The 18,138-nt window shown below is 41.0% G+C and carries 11 protein-coding genes and 1 pseudogene; 3 read left to right on the top strand and 9 right to left on the bottom strand.

Annotated elements, in window-relative coordinates; genetic code table 11:
- Nucleotides 1-123 precede the first annotated feature (123 nt).
- Nucleotides 124-357, top strand: a complete 234-nt coding sequence (locus tag AABK40_RS16765) for a hypothetical protein (RefSeq protein WP_332922496.1) — start codon at nt 124-126, stop codon at nt 355-357.
- Between the two features lie 76 nt (nt 358-433).
- On the opposite strand, the pseudogene AABK40_RS16770 reads toward AABK40_RS16765, so the two are convergent.
- A pseudogene (locus tag AABK40_RS16770) lies at nt 434-1,825 on the bottom strand (Nramp family divalent metal transporter); the annotation flags it as partial.
- 1,527 nt (nt 1,826-3,352) lie between these two features.
- On the opposite strand from AABK40_RS16770, the gene AABK40_RS16775 reads away from it, so the two are divergent.
- Both AABK40_RS16775 and AABK40_RS16780 read left to right on the top strand, forming a co-directional pair.
- Nucleotides 3,353-4,834, top strand: a complete 1,482-nt coding sequence (locus AABK40_RS16775) for a hypothetical protein (RefSeq protein ID WP_338398233.1) — start codon at nt 3,353-3,355, stop codon at nt 4,832-4,834.
- A gap of 236 nt (nt 4,835-5,070) precedes the next feature.
- On the top strand, nt 5,071-5,625 hold the full coding sequence (locus AABK40_RS16780) for a pyridoxamine 5'-phosphate oxidase family protein (protein ID WP_338398234.1): 555 nt from the start codon (nt 5,071-5,073) through the stop codon (nt 5,623-5,625).
- A gap of 72 nt (nt 5,626-5,697) precedes the next feature.
- Here the strand turns inward: AABK40_RS16780 and AABK40_RS16785 are convergent, their stop codons facing one another.
- The 8 genes from AABK40_RS16785 to AABK40_RS16820 form a co-directional block, all read right to left on the bottom strand.
- Nucleotides 5,698-7,095 carry a leucine-rich repeat domain-containing protein gene (locus AABK40_RS16785; RefSeq protein ID WP_338398235.1) on the bottom strand — a complete coding sequence of 466 codons (1,398 nt, stop codon included), beginning with the start codon at nt 7,093-7,095 and terminating at the stop codon, nt 5,698-5,700.
- 11 nt (nt 7,096-7,106) lie between these two features.
- On the bottom strand, nt 7,107-8,801 hold the full coding sequence (locus AABK40_RS16790; RefSeq protein WP_338398236.1) for a leucine-rich repeat domain-containing protein: 1,695 nt from the start codon (nt 8,799-8,801) through the stop codon (nt 7,107-7,109).
- A 190-nt stretch (nt 8,802-8,991) separates the two neighbouring features.
- Entirely contained in the window at nt 8,992-9,693 is a 702-nt protein-coding gene (locus tag AABK40_RS16795) for a hypothetical protein (protein WP_338398237.1), read from the bottom strand.
- A gap of 54 nt (nt 9,694-9,747) precedes the next feature.
- Nucleotides 9,748-12,318, bottom strand: coding sequence for a TonB-dependent receptor (locus AABK40_RS16800; RefSeq protein ID WP_338398238.1), 2,571 nt, complete (start codon nt 12,316-12,318; stop codon nt 9,748-9,750).
- A gap of 637 nt (nt 12,319-12,955) precedes the next feature.
- A complete protein-coding gene (locus AABK40_RS16805; RefSeq protein ID WP_338398239.1) occupies nt 12,956-14,680 on the bottom strand; it encodes a PAS domain-containing sensor histidine kinase in 1,725 nt (574 codons plus the stop codon).
- Nucleotides 14,681-14,709: 29 nt separating this feature from the next.
- Nucleotides 14,710-15,213, bottom strand: coding sequence for a hypothetical protein (locus tag AABK40_RS16810; protein ID WP_332921893.1), 504 nt, complete (start codon nt 15,211-15,213; stop codon nt 14,710-14,712).
- Between the two features lie 137 nt (nt 15,214-15,350).
- Complete coding sequence (locus AABK40_RS16815) at nt 15,351-17,093, bottom strand: DEAD/DEAH box helicase (protein ID WP_332921894.1); 1,743 nt, start codon at nt 17,091-17,093, stop codon at nt 15,351-15,353.
- Between the two features lie 267 nt (nt 17,094-17,360).
- A complete protein-coding gene (locus tag AABK40_RS16820) occupies nt 17,361-18,077 on the bottom strand; it encodes a YebC/PmpR family DNA-binding transcriptional regulator (RefSeq protein WP_332921895.1) in 717 nt (238 codons plus the stop codon).
- Nucleotides 18,078-18,138: the final 61 nt, after the last annotated feature.

Here is an 18,138-nt window from a genome sequence, read left to right on the forward strand (position 1 = left end):
TTATTTGGTGTGAAAAGGCGGTATTTAGGATTTTTTTCACTAATTTTTGAATACAGTATCTGTCTATTCTTACAATGTGAGAGTGGAAAAATTATTTTTCAACAAGTCAGTTTTTTTTTAATTATGTCATTGATAGCACCAACCAATAACGAGACTCAAGTTTTGAGTCAGACAAGAAATAGCAAGATAAAAGCTGGAGATGAGGTGATCTTGACTTCAGGTACGGTTATTACTGTTGATCATATCCGAAAAAGCGAATCTAAAGAGTTCGTTTGTTGGGTTACTGAAGACGGTTCTTTAAGAGCCGAAGAGTCTAAATATTGCCAAATATCAAAAAATAAAGCAATGTTCATCTAATCGTTGAAGATTGTGCCATAAAGAGCTGCTGGGTTTTGCCTGGCAGCTCTTTGTGGTTTTAGGCCTTTTGCCTGATACGCAATAGTGGATGAACAATAAGGTAAAGTAGTAAAACCCCCGCCGAGGCTGCCACGCCTATGGCGAAAAACTCGCTCAGTATAGCAGGATGCATTTGATTAATCCACTTGATCAGTTCTGCAATTACGAGTTTAATATTGAGGGCAATGATGATCGCTGCGATGAACCATGCACCTATCTTTAACCATGGACCAATGACAAATTCCCCCATCTTGTATTTGTCGGAAACGAAATGAATCAATGGAATAATGGCAAAACCCAACTGCAAACTCAGTACCACCTGACTCAAAATCAGTAATTTCCCTGTACTGTTTTCACCAAAATACACAATACAGCCAAAGGCAGGTACAATGGCGAGCGCTCTGGTGATCAGGCGTCGAATCCATGGCTTCATTTTTACATGCAGATGACCTTCCATAATGATCTGCCCAGCGATAGTTCCTGTAATTGTTGAGCTTTGTCCTGCGGCAATCAGGGCAACAGCAAAAAGGACACTTGCCCATTTGGTGCCGAGCAATGGGCTGAGTAATTGATAAGCGTCCTGAATTTCTGTCACCTGAAAATATCCACGACTGTGGAAGGCGGCAGCGGCAAGGATCAGCAAAGCGGCATTGACAAAGAAGGCGAGGTTCAATGCGATGGCTGAATCTATAAAGTTGAACTTCAGGGCTTGTCGAATGCTTTTTGGTGTACTTTCTATTTGTCGGGTTTGCACCAGTGAGGAGTGCAGGTATAAGTTGTGAGGCATTACGGTGGCGCCAATGATGCCTATGGCAATGTACAGCGCATCGGTATCTACAATTTTAGGGATGAAGCCTCTTGACAATGCCCCGATTTGAGGGTGAGAGAAGATCATTTCAAGAATAAATGCTCCTCCGATGATAGCAATCAGGCCAATGATGAATGCCTCCATTTTTTTGATGCCCCTGTTCATTAGAAATAGCAACAGGAAGGTGTCAAAAATGGTCAGACAAACCCCATAAAGCATCGGAATGCCAAACAACAGGTGCAGGCCAATGGCCATACCAATCACTTCGGCAAGGTCGCAGGCCGCAATGGCGATTTCAGCAAATATATACAGTATAGTATTCACAAACGGTGGGTAGCTTTCTCGGGAAGCCTGAGCAAGATCTCGCTGTTTCACAACGCCAAGGCGGGCACTGAGCATCTGTAGCAGTAGGGCCATCAGGTTTGACATCAGTAAAACCCACAGCAGCTGATACCCAAAGTGGCTGCCGCCTTCAAGGTCGGTGGCCCAATTGCCAGGATCCATATAGCCGACACTGATTACAAAAGCGGGCCCCATAAAACTGAGGAGTTTTCTGAAGGTATTTTTTTTGTTGTCGGTGACGACACTGCTGTGTACTTCTTGTAATGATTGCTGAGCCATATGCTTGAGGTCGTTAGTATTTGGGAGCAATATAAAGGTTTGAAGGTGATGATTATCAGCGATTAATAGAATGCGAAATGAAATAAATGTTAATCCCTTTCATTAATTAGCTTACTCAATAAAAAATATTTACCACATAGTAAAATAAATTTAGATAGGACTAAAAATAATTCCGGTACAGTGTTTACAGCGCTCGAAACAACTTTCTGTCGCTTTGTATTGGCCTTCTCCAATTCTACATTTGGCTGATACGCAAGGCTCACATCATTGAAAAAGCAGTTTAAATCAACACGGTTCTCTGTCGCGAGACTCCGTCTTGTGACAAACAAATTGGGTACATAATTGATCACGAGAGAGACTCTCGCGATAGTTTAGGGCTGATTAAACAACTTCCTGTCGCTTAGTATTCGCCTTCTCCAATTCTACATTTGGCTGATACGCAAGGCTCACATCATTGAAAAAGCAGTTTAAATCAACACGGTTCTCTGTCGCGAGACTCCGTCTTGTGACAAACAAATCGGGTACATAATTGATCACGATCGGGAGGCTTGCGATAGTTTAAGGGTGATTAAACAACTTTCTGTGGCTTTGTATTCGCCTTCTCCAATTCAACATTTGGCTGATACGCAAGGTTCACATCATTGAAAAAGCATTTTAAATCCACACGGTTCTCTGTCGCGAGACTCCGTCTTGTGACAAACAAATTGGGTACATAATTGATCACGAGAGAGACTCTCGCGATAGTTTAAGGGTGATTAAACAACTTTCTGTCGCTTTGTATTCGCCTTCTCCAATTCTACATTTGGCTGATACGCAAGGCTCACATCATTGAAAAAGCATTCTAAATCCACACGATTCTCTGTCGCGAGACTCCGTCTTGAGACAAACAAATTGGGTACATAATTGATCACGAGAGAGACTCTCGCGATAGTTTAAGGGTGAGTAAACCACTTTCTGTCGCTTTGTATTCGCCTTCTCCAATTCTACATTTGACTGACGCGCAAGGCTCACAGCATTGAAAAAACAGTCTAAATCCACACGATTCCCTGTCGCGAGAACAAGCATTGAAAAAGTGGTTTGAATCCACACGACTCCCTGTCGCGAGACTCCGTCTTGTGACAAACAAATTGGGTACATAATTGATCACGATCGGGAGGCTTGCGATAGTTTACAGGAATGTAAATTACCCATTGGGCAGACTGAAAATATAGACGCTTTAACTTTTCAAAGGGGTAGAATTTATTTTGTGGTCTATATCTTGCCAAGATATCGGATTAATCAGGCAGTTAATTTGTCATATTAAATCAATTCCTCTAATTTTCCCTAAAAGCGTGTTGAGTAGCTGACCACCTCACGGCAGATTCAGATGATTGAAATTGGTTTTGAATTACTTTTCAGCAATAGCGAGGTTATTTCCTTAAAATAACCCCTCATTAATGCCGAGGTATGCTAAATGCTCGTCATTGATTTTTAGTTGCTAACACGCGCTAAGTTTGGTATTATTACTTATTTCAGCTCAGTGAAAAAATGGATTTAATTGCAGAATATGCATATGTACTGACGGAGGGCAGTCAGAAAAACCTGGAGCTTTCTTTGCCCAAGCGGACCAAAATGCGGAAGCTGTATGATTTGGTGGTCCACGAAAAGGTCGATGACCAAACTGCGGCCAAGATCCTTTATAAAACCAAGCCGTCAGATAAGCGGTACCTGATGCTGAAGCGTAACCTGAGTCAAAAGCTGGCAGAGGTTTTTATCCTCAACAGTTTGCAGAAGCAGGAGCGGGTGAACTATCTTGATATTCAGGCAGAATTAACGGCGCAACTGGTGGTGGCGAGCCGATTTCTCGACCGTAATGTATTTCATAATGCAGATAAAATTTTGCGGAAAACCCTGGCCAAAGCTGAAAAATACAGCCTTTTGGGTACAGAAGTGCAGGTGTTGCTGAAATTGCGGGAAATGTATTCTATGCAGGGCTTTCCCGATAAATGCCAGGAGGTGATCAGTTTACTGCAATCCAAAATGCAGCAGTATATGCTTTTGCAGGAAATAGAAGGCATGGAGCAACTACTCGACAGTAAGGTGAAGTTTTCCACACACAAAACGAAGGATATGCTCAACTTGTGTGAGGACTGTGTGGCGCGGGCTGAGGAAATTGCGGCGCAGTACGATAATCCTTTTATTCGGTTGATTTTGTACTACCTTCAGGCGATGCGGGCTTATGTCAACAATCGGTTTGATGAATATGGCGCTCGGATAGATGACCTTGAAGAGTTGTTCAAAAATGAGTCTTTTGTGTTTTCCAATATTCGTTTGTTGCGATTGTATTTTCATCATGCACAATATTATCGCTCTTTGCGTAAGGTTGAGGAAGCGATTGGATATGCAAAGTGGAGTTTGGAGCTGACAGAATACAAGGCTTATAATCGCTTCGATGTGCAATTTTTATTGACAGATTTGGCCTTGAAAAAACGTGCGCAAACCGAGGCACTCAGTATTTGTGAAGAAGTGATGCAGGTGGAGCAGTATGCTTTTTTGCATGCGGTGGATCAGGCCAAATGGCTGGTCTATTTTTATTATGCACAGCTTGACTGGATTGTAAACCACCCCGGTGCGGCGAATTATGCGATGGAAGGCGTGGAGGAGATCTTTCATAAACGCTTCCCTGCAAGAAGGGACAAGCATGGCAGAAATATTCAGGTGCTGATCCTGAAGCCATTTGTTGAGATTTTTCAGCAGGGGACAGATTATGACCTGATCAATATTGCCCATAATATGCAGGTGTATCGTCATCGTCATCTGAAGGATATTTCTGAGGTAAGAACGATGGCATTTTATGACCTGCTGATTGAAGCCTGCCTGATGAACTTTGACCTTTCCTACCGTCAGCAGATTGTCAATCGATTTGCGGAAATGGTGGAGGATTACCAGTATTTTGATGAGCTGGAAGTGATTCCCTATGATAAATTATTGGCCATGGGATTTGATCTTGCCGCGAAGGTTAGTGGGTGATGGTTGTGTAGAGACGTTCGGCAGAACGCCTCCATCAATTTATGTTTGGAGTGAAGTGAAATGTAGAGACGTTATTTTTAACGTCTAATTATTATTAGTTCAAGCGTCCCGCTTAAACTAATTCTATCTGTATTTTGGTCCAAGCGGTACGCTTGAATCAAAGTCAGTCGTTCTTCCGAACGCCTCTACATGCCCTATACCCTCCAACAAAACGTTGTTAAGAAAAAAATAACGTTATGCCCGAAGAATCCCTGTTGTCCCTTGCCAAAAATGAGTTGATCAAATCCAAGGTCGTTTCGCGTCATCCGTTCCGTTATATGGTCTTGTCCACCTTTGATAAAGAAAGTCAGCTGCCCGAGCTTCGGACGGTGGTTTGTCGTGGAGTGGGGGATGATTTTCGCTTGTGCTTTTATACTGATGCGCGCAGCCCGAAAGTTCATCAGATGGCTGAGCACCCGCAGGTGGGCGTATTGTTCTATCATTCCAAAAAGCAATTGCAAATTCGATTTCGCGCCATGGTTTTGCGTCTCACCGAGGAGCAATCGCAATATCAGAAGGCTTTGTCCAATATCAAAAGTTCGGGACGATTGGGGGATTACACCGCCAATGCAGCACCATCAAGTAACTTGGAAAATGATCAGGATAAGCAGCAGGGGGAGCAGATTCATTTGGCGGTTTATGAAATCATTCCCGAGGCGATGGATGTGCTGTTACTCAACAGGGAAGGGCATCGGCGGGCGAAGTATGTGTTGAAGGGGGACCAGTGGGAGGAGCAGGGATTGGTGCCGTGAGTTTTTATGATTAGTGGTTATGGTTTATCATCAAATGCTCCTGTTTTTTTGTAAGCAATTATTAGTGCTAAATCAATATAGGAAATCAAAATCAATATTGGCATACTTACTTTGTAGTTGCTTCTTGGGCAAAGTGATCTTATTGTTATTGATATTGATAAGGCATTTTTCAGGTTTATTTCGTCCCAAATCAAAAAGGTTCTCGGGAAGATCTGTTAGTTGGTTGGAAAACAGATTTAATTGCGTGAGGTTCTTTAACCTTGAGATGCTTGCAGGTATTTCCTCAAGTTTATTGCCTTGCAGGAGAAGTGTTGTGAGTTTCGTTAAACCCCCAATATTCTGCGGTAGGTGCGTCAAGCTATTGTAAGATAGGTTGATATCGGTGATGCTTTTGAGCTCGACAATGTTATTTGTGATGTTTTCAATATTATTTCCCGATAAATCAAGGAAGATCAATTGACTTAGATCCCCTAATGTCGCTGGGATGGTGGTTAAATTGTTTCTTGATAAGTTTAGATGTTTTAAGTTACTCAGCTCGCCAAATGAAGAGGGCAGGGCGTCAAGTCCCTGATAGGGTTCTTTGATTTCTTTCCCATCAATGATGTCTGGGCTTCCCCATTCTTCCATCGGAATAGCTTCAGTAGAGAAGTCGTCAACGCCCCACACAAATTCTTGCTGGTATATAGCCGTATTTTCTGGGTAAATGGAGGTTTCTTTCCGCCCAATGTAAGTAAAGCTTACAAGGCCTTTCAACTTTTTGATGTTCTTTGGTAAGGTGTTAATGTAATTGTAGCTCAGGTCAAGTACTTGTAGATTCTTGAGCTTGAAAAATGCTGGAGGAAGGCTGTTCAGGAAATTATCCCTTAAATCCAATGACTGTAAATTTTTGAACTTTCCGATACCCTTCGAAAACTCCTCAAAGAAATTTCCTTTCAAATTCAGGTTGGTCAATTGATCCAAGCTTCCTACACTGGAGGGTAGTTGCCTCAGCTTATTGAAGGATAAATCTAAGGATCTTAAGCCTTTTAATTGCTTCAATGGTTCAGGGAACTGTTCAAAACTGTTGTTGGATAGATTCAGATTTGTCAGTTGATTCAAGTGTGAAAAATAAGCAGGCAAATTTTCTAAGCTGTTGCTTGTTAAGTTCAATTTTCTAAGGTGTTTGAGGTGAGTGATTTGCTCAGGAAGACGATCAAAGCCTTTGCAGGAAAGGTCAAGTTCAATCACATTGCCTTCTTTGTCAAATAGTACCTCCTCATTTTCTTTGCTGACACCCAAAGCTTCAATGATCGCGAGCTGATAGTTGACGGGATTTGCCGTATCCGCTTTCGTCAGGTTGTTGGCTGATGAAATGTTCGAGTAGATATCGGTAATCCTTGAGCCGTTATCTGCGGTAGCCGTGTAAGGGAAAGAGTAGGCAAGGCCAAGGAGCAGGGTTGTTAAGGCAAGTAAATAATGGGTTGCTTTCATAATACATTTGGCTATTTTGGGATTTGCCAGCTGAAGTGTATATTTCTATATTGATCAGCTAAAACCTGAGCAAACTGCGAAAGGGGATTGACAGATAAATAAACGGTTAGTGATGAACTGCCAATTTTATCAAACCCTTTAGGTAATCCTGTCAATTTATTTCTGGAGACCCTCAATTCAACCAAGCTTGATAAGTTGACGATGGTCTCTGGGAGTTCGGTTAGGTTATTGTCATTCAGGCGGAGATACTTAAGTTGCGACAGTTGTCCGATGGAAGTAGGAAGATTGTTCAATTGGTTATCGTCCAAATTAAGCGTTTTTAATTCCCTCAAGTTACCGATGGACTCTGGAAGTATCTTGAGGTTATTCTCTCGTAATTTGAGGGTCGTCAAAGCACCAAGATTTCCGAAATTTTCTGGTAATTGGGTTATTAGATTATTCTCCAAATTCAGGATCCGAAGATCTTCCAAATCGGAAAAAGAATCAGGTAGTTTGGTGATGCTGTTTTTGGAGAGGTTCAATTCTTCCAAGGAGGTGTGTTTTCCGAAAAAGGCAGGTAATTCCGAAAGATTATTGTTCGATAAATTCAGTTCTCGAATTATCCGATAGTGACCATTGAGTGGGCTTATATCCCGAATCTTATTATTGTTCAGAATGACAATATACAGGCTTCTCATTTCGGCTACTGATGCAGGTAGGTATTCAATGTCGTTATCGGGTAGGTACAAGACTTTTAAATTTGTAAGTCCACCTATTGTTTCTGGAAGTTCGCTAAGTTGATTGCGCTGTATCTCTAAGTTTACTAATTGGGATAAATTTCCTATGGAGTTGGGTAGCCTTTTTAATTGATTATCATTTAGGACTAAGTTCAAAAGGTTCTTCAAGTCGCCGATAGCTTTGGGCAACTCTGTGATGTTATTCTCATGTAAATTGAGTTGTTCAAGGGATTCGAGTTGAGAAAAGCTTTTTGGAAGGGAACTCAAGGCGTTGTTATGCATTAAGATCGCCTTCAATGCCTTCAGTTTTCCAAAATTCTTGGGTAGTTCTACTAATTGATTGTTATATGCAATCAGTGTTTGAAGCTGTTTCAGTTCACTAAATTCGTTGGGCAACCTCATTAACTGGTTACCCTCAATATAAAGTTTTTTAAGGCTTTCCCATCCGTCTATGGTGTTGGGTAGTTTGATTAATTTATTGTAGGAGATTTTTAAATATTCAAGATTCGGTAAATGACCAAATTCATCAGGGAGCAAAGCCAAGTTGTTTTGGTCTAAGTCAAGGTGTTTCAACTTTTTTAAATTACCGATGGTCGTCGGGATTTTTATCAGTTTATTCCTCGAAATATCTAACTCCATGAGGTTGGTTAAATATCCAATTTCTACAGGTAGCGATGTGAGTTGGTTGTTTGATAATTCTAAGTAAACTATAGACGTGAGGTAGCGGATTTCTGGAGGGAGTTCGGTAAGGCCTGTACCATTTAAATGCAATGAAGTGACATTGCCGTCTTGATCCAAGTAAACTTTTTTTGATGTTTGGCTTAAGCCTAACTTTTTTAATGCATCGTATTGTTTGCTCAGGGGAGTTTGGGCTGCTTGCACGCCTTTAATAGGCGTATTATTAGGTGCAGAAGACGCTTCGCAAAGTTGTGTAGCTCCAACCAGAGATAGAAAAATGAGGGGAAAGAAAAAATACAGGGATGCTTTCATTTCATTTTCAGTTGTTTATCAGCGATGGTGAATTCTTTTAGATTGAATTTAAATCAAAATAATGATAAAAAAAATCAATACAATTTAATTATTTGAACTTTTAAAAAATGGATGGGAATTCTTTGTGATGAAGCAAAAAAAGCGGTTGCTCAAAGAACAACCGCTTAGAATATTTTTAAACTGAATCAGATTAAAGAGTTACTTTTACATAAAGTGGCGTTTCAACTTTAATATCTGAATGTTTATTGTAAGTCTTGTAGGTTACCTCAAATACCTGGCCTTCTTTCATGTTTACCATGAAGTGCGCTTTTAAAACCACGTACAGTTTGGCGTAAACTTCTTCTGCTGTTTTGTAATGGCTCAGGGTAAAGCTGCCATATTTTGGATTTTCACCTACCATGGCGTAATCATCCGCCGTTAGGGTATAGGCGGTCGCTTTGTCAACTTTAGCAGTAGGTGCGAAGTTGAAACTTGGAACGGCCAACCATTTGGTGTTGGTCACATCAAAAGTAACCATGGTGGTGTCAGCACTTTTATGGTGGTCGATGTAAGTGTTATAGGTCACGAACATTGTTTCACCGGCTTTGGCCATGTATTTATTTCCTAAAACCTCCGTTACATTCTCCTCGAAAGAAAGGCTGTCTTTACCGAAGTTTTTATATTTTTTGATGCTTTCTTTTGACGATAACGCATAATCGGCATCGGCCAAAGTGTAAGGGGCGTCTTTTGTGTATTCAGCATCTGCCACCAAAGTTTTTCCACTGATAAAACGATACCAATCATCGTTTTGAGTCAGTTTCTGATCCAATTCATCATGAATGTCTTTCATTGGGTTACAAGCAGATGCTCCCAAAACCAAAGCGAATAGGAAATAGATATAAGAATTTTTCATCTTTCTGTATTTTTATGGGGAAGCGCAGGCTCCCCCTTGAGATCAATCTTGTGATTAAAATTTAACTTTCATACCCAATGACCAGGTGCGACCTACCGTAGGGTATGCCAAAGCACTTTGCCAGTTGTGGTCGTTTCCGTCACGTGCATCAGCGATGTAATCGGTATCCAAGATATTGTTCAGGTTACCGAAGATAGTGGCGTCAAATTTACCGATTTTGAACCCGTAGTTCACATTGAAGTCCAACAAGAAGTAGTTCGGCATTTTCCATGATTGCTCACGGTCAGCAGTTTCTGGGTGTTCAGCATCAAAATCACGTTTTGAAGGATCGTAGTCGGCGTAGATGTTGCCAAAGTAGGTGCCTTCCAAACCGATTCTCAGTTTAGGCAACACTTCGTAACGTACACCCAAAGCACCCGTAGTTTGTGCAGCATTACCTACTTTAAGGTCTTTTACAGACAAGGCTTTTTCACCACCAACAGGTTGTTGGTTTTGGTCGTAGAACGTGGCGTTCACGTCATCAATCCAGTACCAGTTGTTGATCGAACCAGAACCTTTGATGGTCAATAATTTCGATGGACGGTATTCAAAGTCAAACTCAACTCCTTCGTGAAGTGCTGACAAGCCCGTAATATTGGCGAACAGGTCACCACCGTCTTGTGCTTCACCGAACAAAGTACGTGTCATGGCTTTATCTTGCCATTTGGTGATATAAGCATTTGCATTACCTGCAAATTTTGCTGAACGGTAACCGTAACCACCTTCAATAGTGATGATTTTTTCGTTTACAGCACCTTTGTTAATATCGTTTTTGTAGTTCATGAAAACAGCGTTCATGAATGGAGGGCGTTGCAAGTAACCTGCGTTTACAAACACATTATGGTGTGCATTGAAGTTATAGTTTACCCCACCTTTAATTCCGTAAGTCTGGAATGAAACATAGTCTGTTTCTTGGTTTCCTTCAGTATAGTTGAAGTAATCTTTACGCTTGTACATGATGTTCGATCCGTAGCCAGAAACGAAAGCAGAAAGATTATCCTTAGAGTATTCCAACTGAGAGAACAATGATTGCCATAGTACGTGAGAGTCGTTTTTGAAACCTACTTCATCACCTACACGAGCGATTTTATTAGGGTCATTGACATCAAAATTGCGGTCAATCATATAATCACCACCCATCAGATCAGTAACTTCTTTGGTGTGGAATCCTGTGTAAGCTCTCAAATCTACCCCTGAAGTCAGGGTCAAAGCAGGAGACAGATTAGCAGTCAATGTAGAAACACCACCGTACCAGTTGTGTGAGTTGATGGCATTGGCCATGATGGTTGTAGATTCGCCAGCAGGCTTGCCATCAGCAGCATCATTGTTTTCTTGTGCCAAAGCATCAAAATCGATGTGTGAGTTTGGCAAACGGTAGTTATTGAAGTAAGCATCTTTACCGTAACCTGCAACTCCGCCACCACGGCCGAATGAAGCATACAATACGGTTGATAACTGCAATTTATCGTTGATCGTCCAGTAATCATTCAAAGAGAATACTGGTTTCGAGTAAGAGTTCGATTTAGAGTTCAATACATGACCATTGTAAACACCCCAGTCAGCATTGTAACGACGGCCATTATTATAAATATCTTCAAGGCTCAGACGAGTAGAACGCTGCCCGTGCTCTTGGCTTGCGCCGAATACGTTGAAAGACATCATGTGGTTTGGAGTCCACTGCTTAGAAACGTTCAGGAAGTATGACCAACCCTCGAATTGAGTCGCATCAACATAACCGTTACCTTTGGTATGCGCGCCAGAGAAAGACACTGCCCAGCCGTTATCCATTTGACCTGTTGAAAGTGTTACAGATTCCTTAGAGAAACCATCATTACCTACTCCCACAAAAAAGCTACCACCTTGTTTGGCGTCTGTTGCCTGAGTTAAAATGTTAATTGTACCCCCCATAGATGGAATGGCCAATTTAGAAGCACCCAGACCGCGCTGTACCTGCATGCTGCGGGTTACGTCTGAAAGACCTGCCCAGTTCGACCAGTAAACTCGACCATTTTCCATGTCGTTCACAGGCATACCGTTAATCAAAACGGCAATGTTTTCTGAACCAAAACCACGCAAAGAGATACGGGAGTCACCGAATCCACCACCTTGTTTGGTTGCATAAACACCAGGAGTAGATTTCAGCACTTCAGGAAATTCCTGCGTACCCAATTTCTCCTGTAAAGCTTTTGCCTTAATCGTCGCTACGGCAACGGGAGTTTTACGATCAGTGGCCACCGATGCAAAAACCTGAACTTCCTGAAGACCTACGGCATCACCTTTGAGGAGGATTGTACCCAAATCTTGAGTTGTTCCATTAAGCGTTACTGGGATTTGTTGTGTTTCCATACCAACAAAAGAGACGTCCACGGTTTGAGGGCCTGTTTTGTCAGTTTTCAAAGTAAACGAACCGTCGATAGAGGTGATCGTTCCCTGTGTGGTGTGATCTAATAAAACGTTCGCCCCAATAACTGGGTCATGTGTTCCATCTTCAAGGATTTTACCTTTCAGAATTGTTTGAGCGTAAGTCATGGATGAAGTCAATACCATGAACATTAACGCCAGCATCAGTTGTAAACCTTTTTGCATTTTCTTTGCGTCGTTAGTAGTTGTCTTTGAAAGATGTTACAAATAAAATGCCTTAATTTTCGCTATTTGAATACCCGATTAATATATAGTAAAAAATGGGATGGGTTTTTATGGCTGAGATTAGTCTATAAATGGCCTTTAATTGACTCTCAGAGGTGTTTTTTGGTAAAGTCAAGGATATTTTTAATCTGAGTTTAGAAAAAATGTTGCCTTGAAAAAAATATTTCCTCAGTAGGTCATCAGGGCTGTTCTGTTACTTCAATAATTATAGATACGGACTTGTTTCGTGTTTATTATCATAATATTAGAAATGCATTAACATAATAGTATTTTAAATATTTGATTATTTTATTTTATGATCATGTGTTTTTAGATATTTTTATTATCGTATAATGATATTTTAGCTCTTCTCCGAATCTGTTGATATTTCGGCTTTTGGGCGAAAAATTAGCGTGATTTGTTATGAATCACTCGAATTTTGACATTTTGTTAAAAATTAACGCCTTCATCCGTGATTTGGTGATAAATACAACGACTGTTGGTTGATTTCGTGACTTAATGTCATTTTAAAATAATTTTGCGGTTAATATTTGCTTATCCTCAAAATGTAGTCGAAAAACAAGTATGATGATGTGAATTAAGCAATTTCGATCAGCGTCGTGGGCGACTCATCACGTGCAGACTTTTGCTGGTCATTCGGCAGAATAATGATGAATTCTGTCCCTTCATTTTTATGAAAAGAGACGCGTATTTTGCCATTATGGATCTTAATCAGCTCATGTACCAAAGCCAAACCAACCCCAGTCCCTTTGATTTGATGGGTATTATTTGCCCTGAAGAATGGCTGGAAAAGATTGCCTCTTTGTTCTTCGGGAATACCGATACCAAAATCTCGGATACTGATGCGCAACTGTTCGTCTTTTTCAATCTTCACGAGGGGCGCAGGTGCATTGGCCGAATATTTCAGGGCATTTGACAATAAGTTAGAGAATACCTGTTTCATCAAATTACGGTCAAAGGTCCAATTGACTTCACCAATAACATTGGTAGTGACTGAAATCTTTCGGTGCTCCGGATCCACCGTTTCATACTCTTCGATAAGTTCCTGGAGTAGGGGAATCAAGTCGGTGTTTTCGGGGTTGAAGGCAATTTTCCCTGCCTCACTTTTATTAAAGACCAAAATACTGTTCACCATGTCGGTCAAAGAGTCAATGGCTGAATAGACCCGATCGTATTTGCTGAGTCGCCATTGTTTGGTACTTTCTGAAATCGTCATTTCACCCTCTTCCATTGTTTGGAGTAATTGGGTGGTACTTTTAATGATGGTCATTGGTGTTTTAAACTGGTGACTCACCATGGCGGTAAACTGTGATTTCAATTTCCCGAGCTGTTTTTCTCTGTTCAGGGCAGAGTTAAGTTGAGAGTTGAGTTGCTTGCGCTTTGTAATATCCTGCACAATGGCATCAATGCCGATCAATTGTCCGTGCTGAAAAATCTGAAATTCAGTAATTCTTACCCACTGCAATTTTTTATCATCACGACGGATAGCCACATCGTAAACATGTCTTTTCTGATTGTTCTCCACAATGGAAAAGGGGAATACATGCTGATCGAGAAATTGCTGAACATTGAATATATTGACCTCTTCACCAAATATATGCGATGGACTATTACTGCTAAAGGTCAGCTGGTTATTGGCATCGCGTGAAAACATATAGAATTCTTCCCCAACGGAATCTACGAGGTTTTGAATTTGACTTTGGTACCGTTCGAGTTGATTTTTCTTATTGAAAAGCTGCTCTTCCCGTTTTTTGCTTTGGGCCTTGAAAAGTATGGAGGTCATGCCTGAAAAAGTAAAGCCTGTAACGAAGCTGATCATCACTCTGATTTTTTTTTCTGCATCACTAATGGGGTGAAGCCAGTGCGGGTAAAGCTCCTGTAATGTCCATAACAGAATAAAATTAATAATGACCAGTTTCATGAAAATGTTCCTGTAAGTTTCGGGGATGAAATGCAGAAAACTGATAAAAATAAAGACCATTCCAAAGGCGGAGGACCCGGTAACTCCTCCTGTGCTGAACCAGATCACACTTAGCACGGTATAGGTGATCAATATGAAAAATAGCAGGGGCACATCATATTTTTTTCTCACCCTTGAAAAGTAATAAATCAGTCCAATGCCCAAGGTGAGGGTAAGATAGAGCAATTTGACGATCAGGGGTTGGCCGAAGGTGAAGTTCACGACGGTCATGGAAACAGCAATGAACAAGCCAAAAATAAATAGCCCATTGACCCCTCGGTGTTCAAAGGAAAAGTTGGTGTCTTCACCAAGGATGACCTGCAAAATAAGATTGTTTTTCATGCTGGGTGGAGTTGTTAACGGTAGGTGTTTTATTTGGTGCTGAATTTTTTTCTGTAAAATTCAGCGACCTGATGATTGTAAAAAATGTCTTCTTTGAAGGCTCGTGGAAGAAAGTGCAATTGGGGATATTTCATTTGCATGCTTTCTTTAAAAGTCTGCACCCGTAATTTATGATCGGGGGAGTGGTAGGAGATGAAATACCTTTGAATCGAAGGGTCACCGTCTTTACACAAATGATAGATCCTTTCTATCCAGTCCAATTCTTTGAACCAGGTCTTGACGTTGATCACTGCAATAATCCTATCCTGTTTTATATCAGCAATAACAATATCCAGCGGGTCTTTGCCATTGTCTTTAATTCGGCTGTTGGTCCAAATGCGTAAATGATCTTTGTCATCATATCGTTCAATTTCATTGATGATATAGTGGGCGAGGTACATTTTATAATCACATTCTTTAAAAGCACCGACCTTTTTAAATCCTTCAAAATATAATTGCTCTTCTGCTTTTAGAATGATGTCGTGTATGTTCATAGTAGGGGTCCATTTGTTTTTATGACTTATGCCGCAGCCCTTATGTTGTAACTATTATTTTGCCCGATGTACTAAAAACAAAAAAGTCACACCTGTGAAAGTGTGACTTTTGTAGAATATTTTATGTTGGATAATCTCTATCCTCTATATCTTGGTTTTCTGCCTTCGCCATTGCGTGGGTAAGAGCCTCCTCCGCCACCGCCACTACGACGATTGCCACGGAATCCTCCGCCACTGCCGCCACGACGGTTTCCTTTGAAACCACCACTGCGTTCTTTGCCTTTTTTCTTCTCTACCAATACTTTGCTTTCGCCGAAGTTAAGGTTGCTGAAGGCATCCAAAACGTCGTTTTCGTAATTGGAATCTACTTCAAAGAAAGAGAATTTCTGAAGGATGTCGATTTTACCAATTTCAACTTTGCGTTTCGGCAAGTTGTCATTGATCATACCGATCATTTTTAATTTATTGAAGCCTTCGTTTTCTTCACCTAAGTTGATGTAGAAACGCGTAAACTTGCTGTTTTCCTTATCACGACGATCGCGTTGCTTGCGCTCCTGAATGTTCAGGTCACGGGCGTTTTTGTAATAAGAAAGGATTTGGTTGAATTCAACAGAAACAAAGTGTTTGATCAACTCTTCACGGCTCATCTCAGCAAATTGTGCTGTGATTTCTTCCATGAAAGGAGCGATTTGTTCTTCGTTGATGTCTACATTTTCAACACGTGACATTAAGCTGAAAAGACGGGCTTTACAAACTTCATCACCACCAGGAACCAATTGCTTTTCGAATTTCTTACCAATGAAACGCTCGATATCTTTGATACGGTTCACATCACGGTTTGAAACGATCGCTACTGAAATCCCCTTGTTTCCTGCGCGACCTGTACGACCAGAACGGTGTACATATACTTCGCTATCATCAGGAAGATTATAGTTAATAACGTGTGTCAATTCATTAACATCCAACCCACGGGCAGCAACATCGGTTGCAACCAACAATTTAAGTTGTTTGTTACGGAAGCGGTTCATTACCTGATCACGCTGTCCTTGAGATAGTTCTCCATGAAGAGCATCTGCGTTGTAGCCGTCAGCTTGCAATTTTTCTGCAATGTCTTTAGCCTCTGCACGAGTTCTTGAGAAGATAATCCCGTAAATATCTGGGTTCATATCCGCAACACGCTTGATAGTCTCATAGCGGTCACTTCCGTGAACCAAATAATAAAAGTGCTTTACGTCATCTGAAGCTACATTTCTTTTTCCCATTTTGATAGTCAATGGGTTGGTCATGTAGTTGTCTGCGATGTTTTGGATCTCTTTCGGCATTGTTGCAGAGAACAACAATGTCTGACGTTCGTCAGATGTAGAAGAAAGGATGGTGTTCAAGTCTTCCTTGAAACCCATGTTCAGCATTTCATCAGCCTCATCCAATACCAACCAGTTGATATTAGAGAAGTTGAGAACACGTCGGTTAAGTAAGTCAATTGTACGTCCAGGCGTACCAACGATAACTTGAGCTCCACGTTTGATCGCTCTGATTTGAGAGTCGATTGGTGCACCACCATAAACTGAAACTACTTTAACGTCTCCCATATACTTCAGGAATCGTTCCATTTCCGTAGCGATCTGAATACATAGTTCGCGAGTAGGAGAAAGAATCAATAACTGAGCATTTTTCGATTTTGGATCAATTCGGTGAAGAATTGGCAATCCAAAAGCCGCAGTTTTACCCGTTCCGGTCTGCGCCAAGGCTACTAAATCCTGATCCGTTGACAGGATATGAGGAATGGTTTTGGATTGAATCGGAGAAGGTGTTTCGAAACCCATTTCCGTGATGGCATCCAAAAGTTCATTCCGAAGCCCTGTTTCTTGAAAATTCTGCATATATTGTTTTATATTATTGTAGGGGCTGCTGCAATAATCCTGCCTAAAAATTTCAAGATTTGTACCCGCAACCCGGTATTGGAGTGCAAAGGTACGTTTTCTTTTGGTTAAATCACCAATATGCTATCAAATTATTAATGAGTTGGGGCTTTAAGTGATAAAAGTACAATAAGTACCTATTAAAAGCTTGTTTCACTTTGGTGTTTTTTGGCCAAAAAAAAGGCATTGCTGTTTTTAGCAATGCCTTTTTCTGAAAATCGGACTATATTAAGCCATAGAATGGAAAACGTTCAAAACGTCGTCGTCTTCTTCAATTTTCGCCAATAATTTTTCCACATCGGCAGCGTCTTCTTCGCTAAGTTCCTTGGTTACCTGTGGGATACGTTCGAATCCTGAAGAAAGAATTTCCATGCCACGTGCTTCAAGTTCTTTCTGAAGACCACCGTAGCTGGCGAATTCGCCATATACCATAATGTCATCTTCATCGCCGTCCACAAATACTTCTTCGGCGCCAAAGTCAATCAATTCAAGTTCTAATTCCTCCACATCGATATCTCCCGGATTTTTCAGGCGGAAGTTACAAGTGTGGTCAAACATAAATTCTACAGAACCTGACGTTCCCAGGCTACCGTTGCATTTATTGAAATAAGAACGAATGTTGGCCACCGTTCTTTTATTGTTATCTGTAGCAGTCTCGATAAGGATAGCGATACCATGAGGCGCATAGCCTTCAAATAAAGCCTCTTTATAGTCAGAGGTATCTTTTGAGGAAGCTTTTTTAATAGCGCGCTCGATATTGTCTTTTGGCATATTCTCCGCTTTTGCGTTTTGGAGAATTGCTCTAAGGCGAGAGTTGCTGTCTGGATCCGGGCCACTTTCTTTTACTGCGATAGTGATCTCACGACCGATTTTAGTGAAAGTCTTGGACATATGTGCCCAACGCTTCATTTTTCTCGCCTTCCGGAATTCAAATGCTCTTCCCATTTTATACCTTGATATTTTTTTGTCAATAAGTTTAGGCAGCCTTTGGGGCTGCGATATTTCG

Source organism: Persicobacter psychrovividus, assembly GCF_036492425.1.
Taxonomy (GTDB): domain Bacteria; phylum Bacteroidota; class Bacteroidia; order Cytophagales; family Cyclobacteriaceae; genus Persicobacter; species Persicobacter psychrovividus.

Excerpts from the sequence above, each read along its gene's own strand:
- AABK40_RS16765 (WP_332922496.1), top strand. The coding sequence starts at position 124 with ATGTCATTGATAGCACCAACCAATAACGAGACTCAAGTTTTGAGTCAG.
- AABK40_RS16775 (WP_338398233.1), top strand. The coding sequence starts at position 3,353 with ATGGATTTAATTGCAGAATATGCATATGTACTGACGGAGGGCAGTCAG.
- AABK40_RS16780 (WP_338398234.1), top strand. The coding sequence starts at position 5,071 with ATGCCCGAAGAATCCCTGTTGTCCCTTGCCAAAAATGAGTTGATCAAA.
- AABK40_RS16785 (WP_338398235.1), bottom strand. The coding sequence starts at position 7,095 with ATGAAAGCAACCCATTATTTACTTGCCTTAACAACCCTGCTCCTTGGC.
- AABK40_RS16790 (WP_338398236.1), bottom strand. The coding sequence starts at position 8,801 with ATGAAAGCATCCCTGTATTTTTTCTTTCCCCTCATTTTTCTATCTCTG.
- AABK40_RS16795 (WP_338398237.1), bottom strand. The coding sequence starts at position 9,693 with ATGAAAAATTCTTATATCTATTTCCTATTCGCTTTGGTTTTGGGAGCA.
- AABK40_RS16800 (WP_338398238.1), bottom strand. The coding sequence starts at position 12,318 with ATGCAAAAAGGTTTACAACTGATGCTGGCGTTAATGTTCATGGTATTG.
- AABK40_RS16805 (WP_338398239.1), bottom strand. The coding sequence starts at position 14,680 with ATGAAAAACAATCTTATTTTGCAGGTCATCCTTGGTGAAGACACCAAC.
- AABK40_RS16810 (WP_332921893.1), bottom strand. The coding sequence starts at position 15,213 with ATGAACATACACGACATCATTCTAAAAGCAGAAGAGCAATTATATTTT.
- AABK40_RS16815 (WP_332921894.1), bottom strand. The coding sequence starts at position 17,093 with ATGCAGAATTTTCAAGAAACAGGGCTTCGGAATGAACTTTTGGATGCC.
- AABK40_RS16820 (WP_332921895.1), bottom strand. The coding sequence starts at position 18,077 with ATGGGAAGAGCATTTGAATTCCGGAAGGCGAGAAAAATGAAGCGTTGG.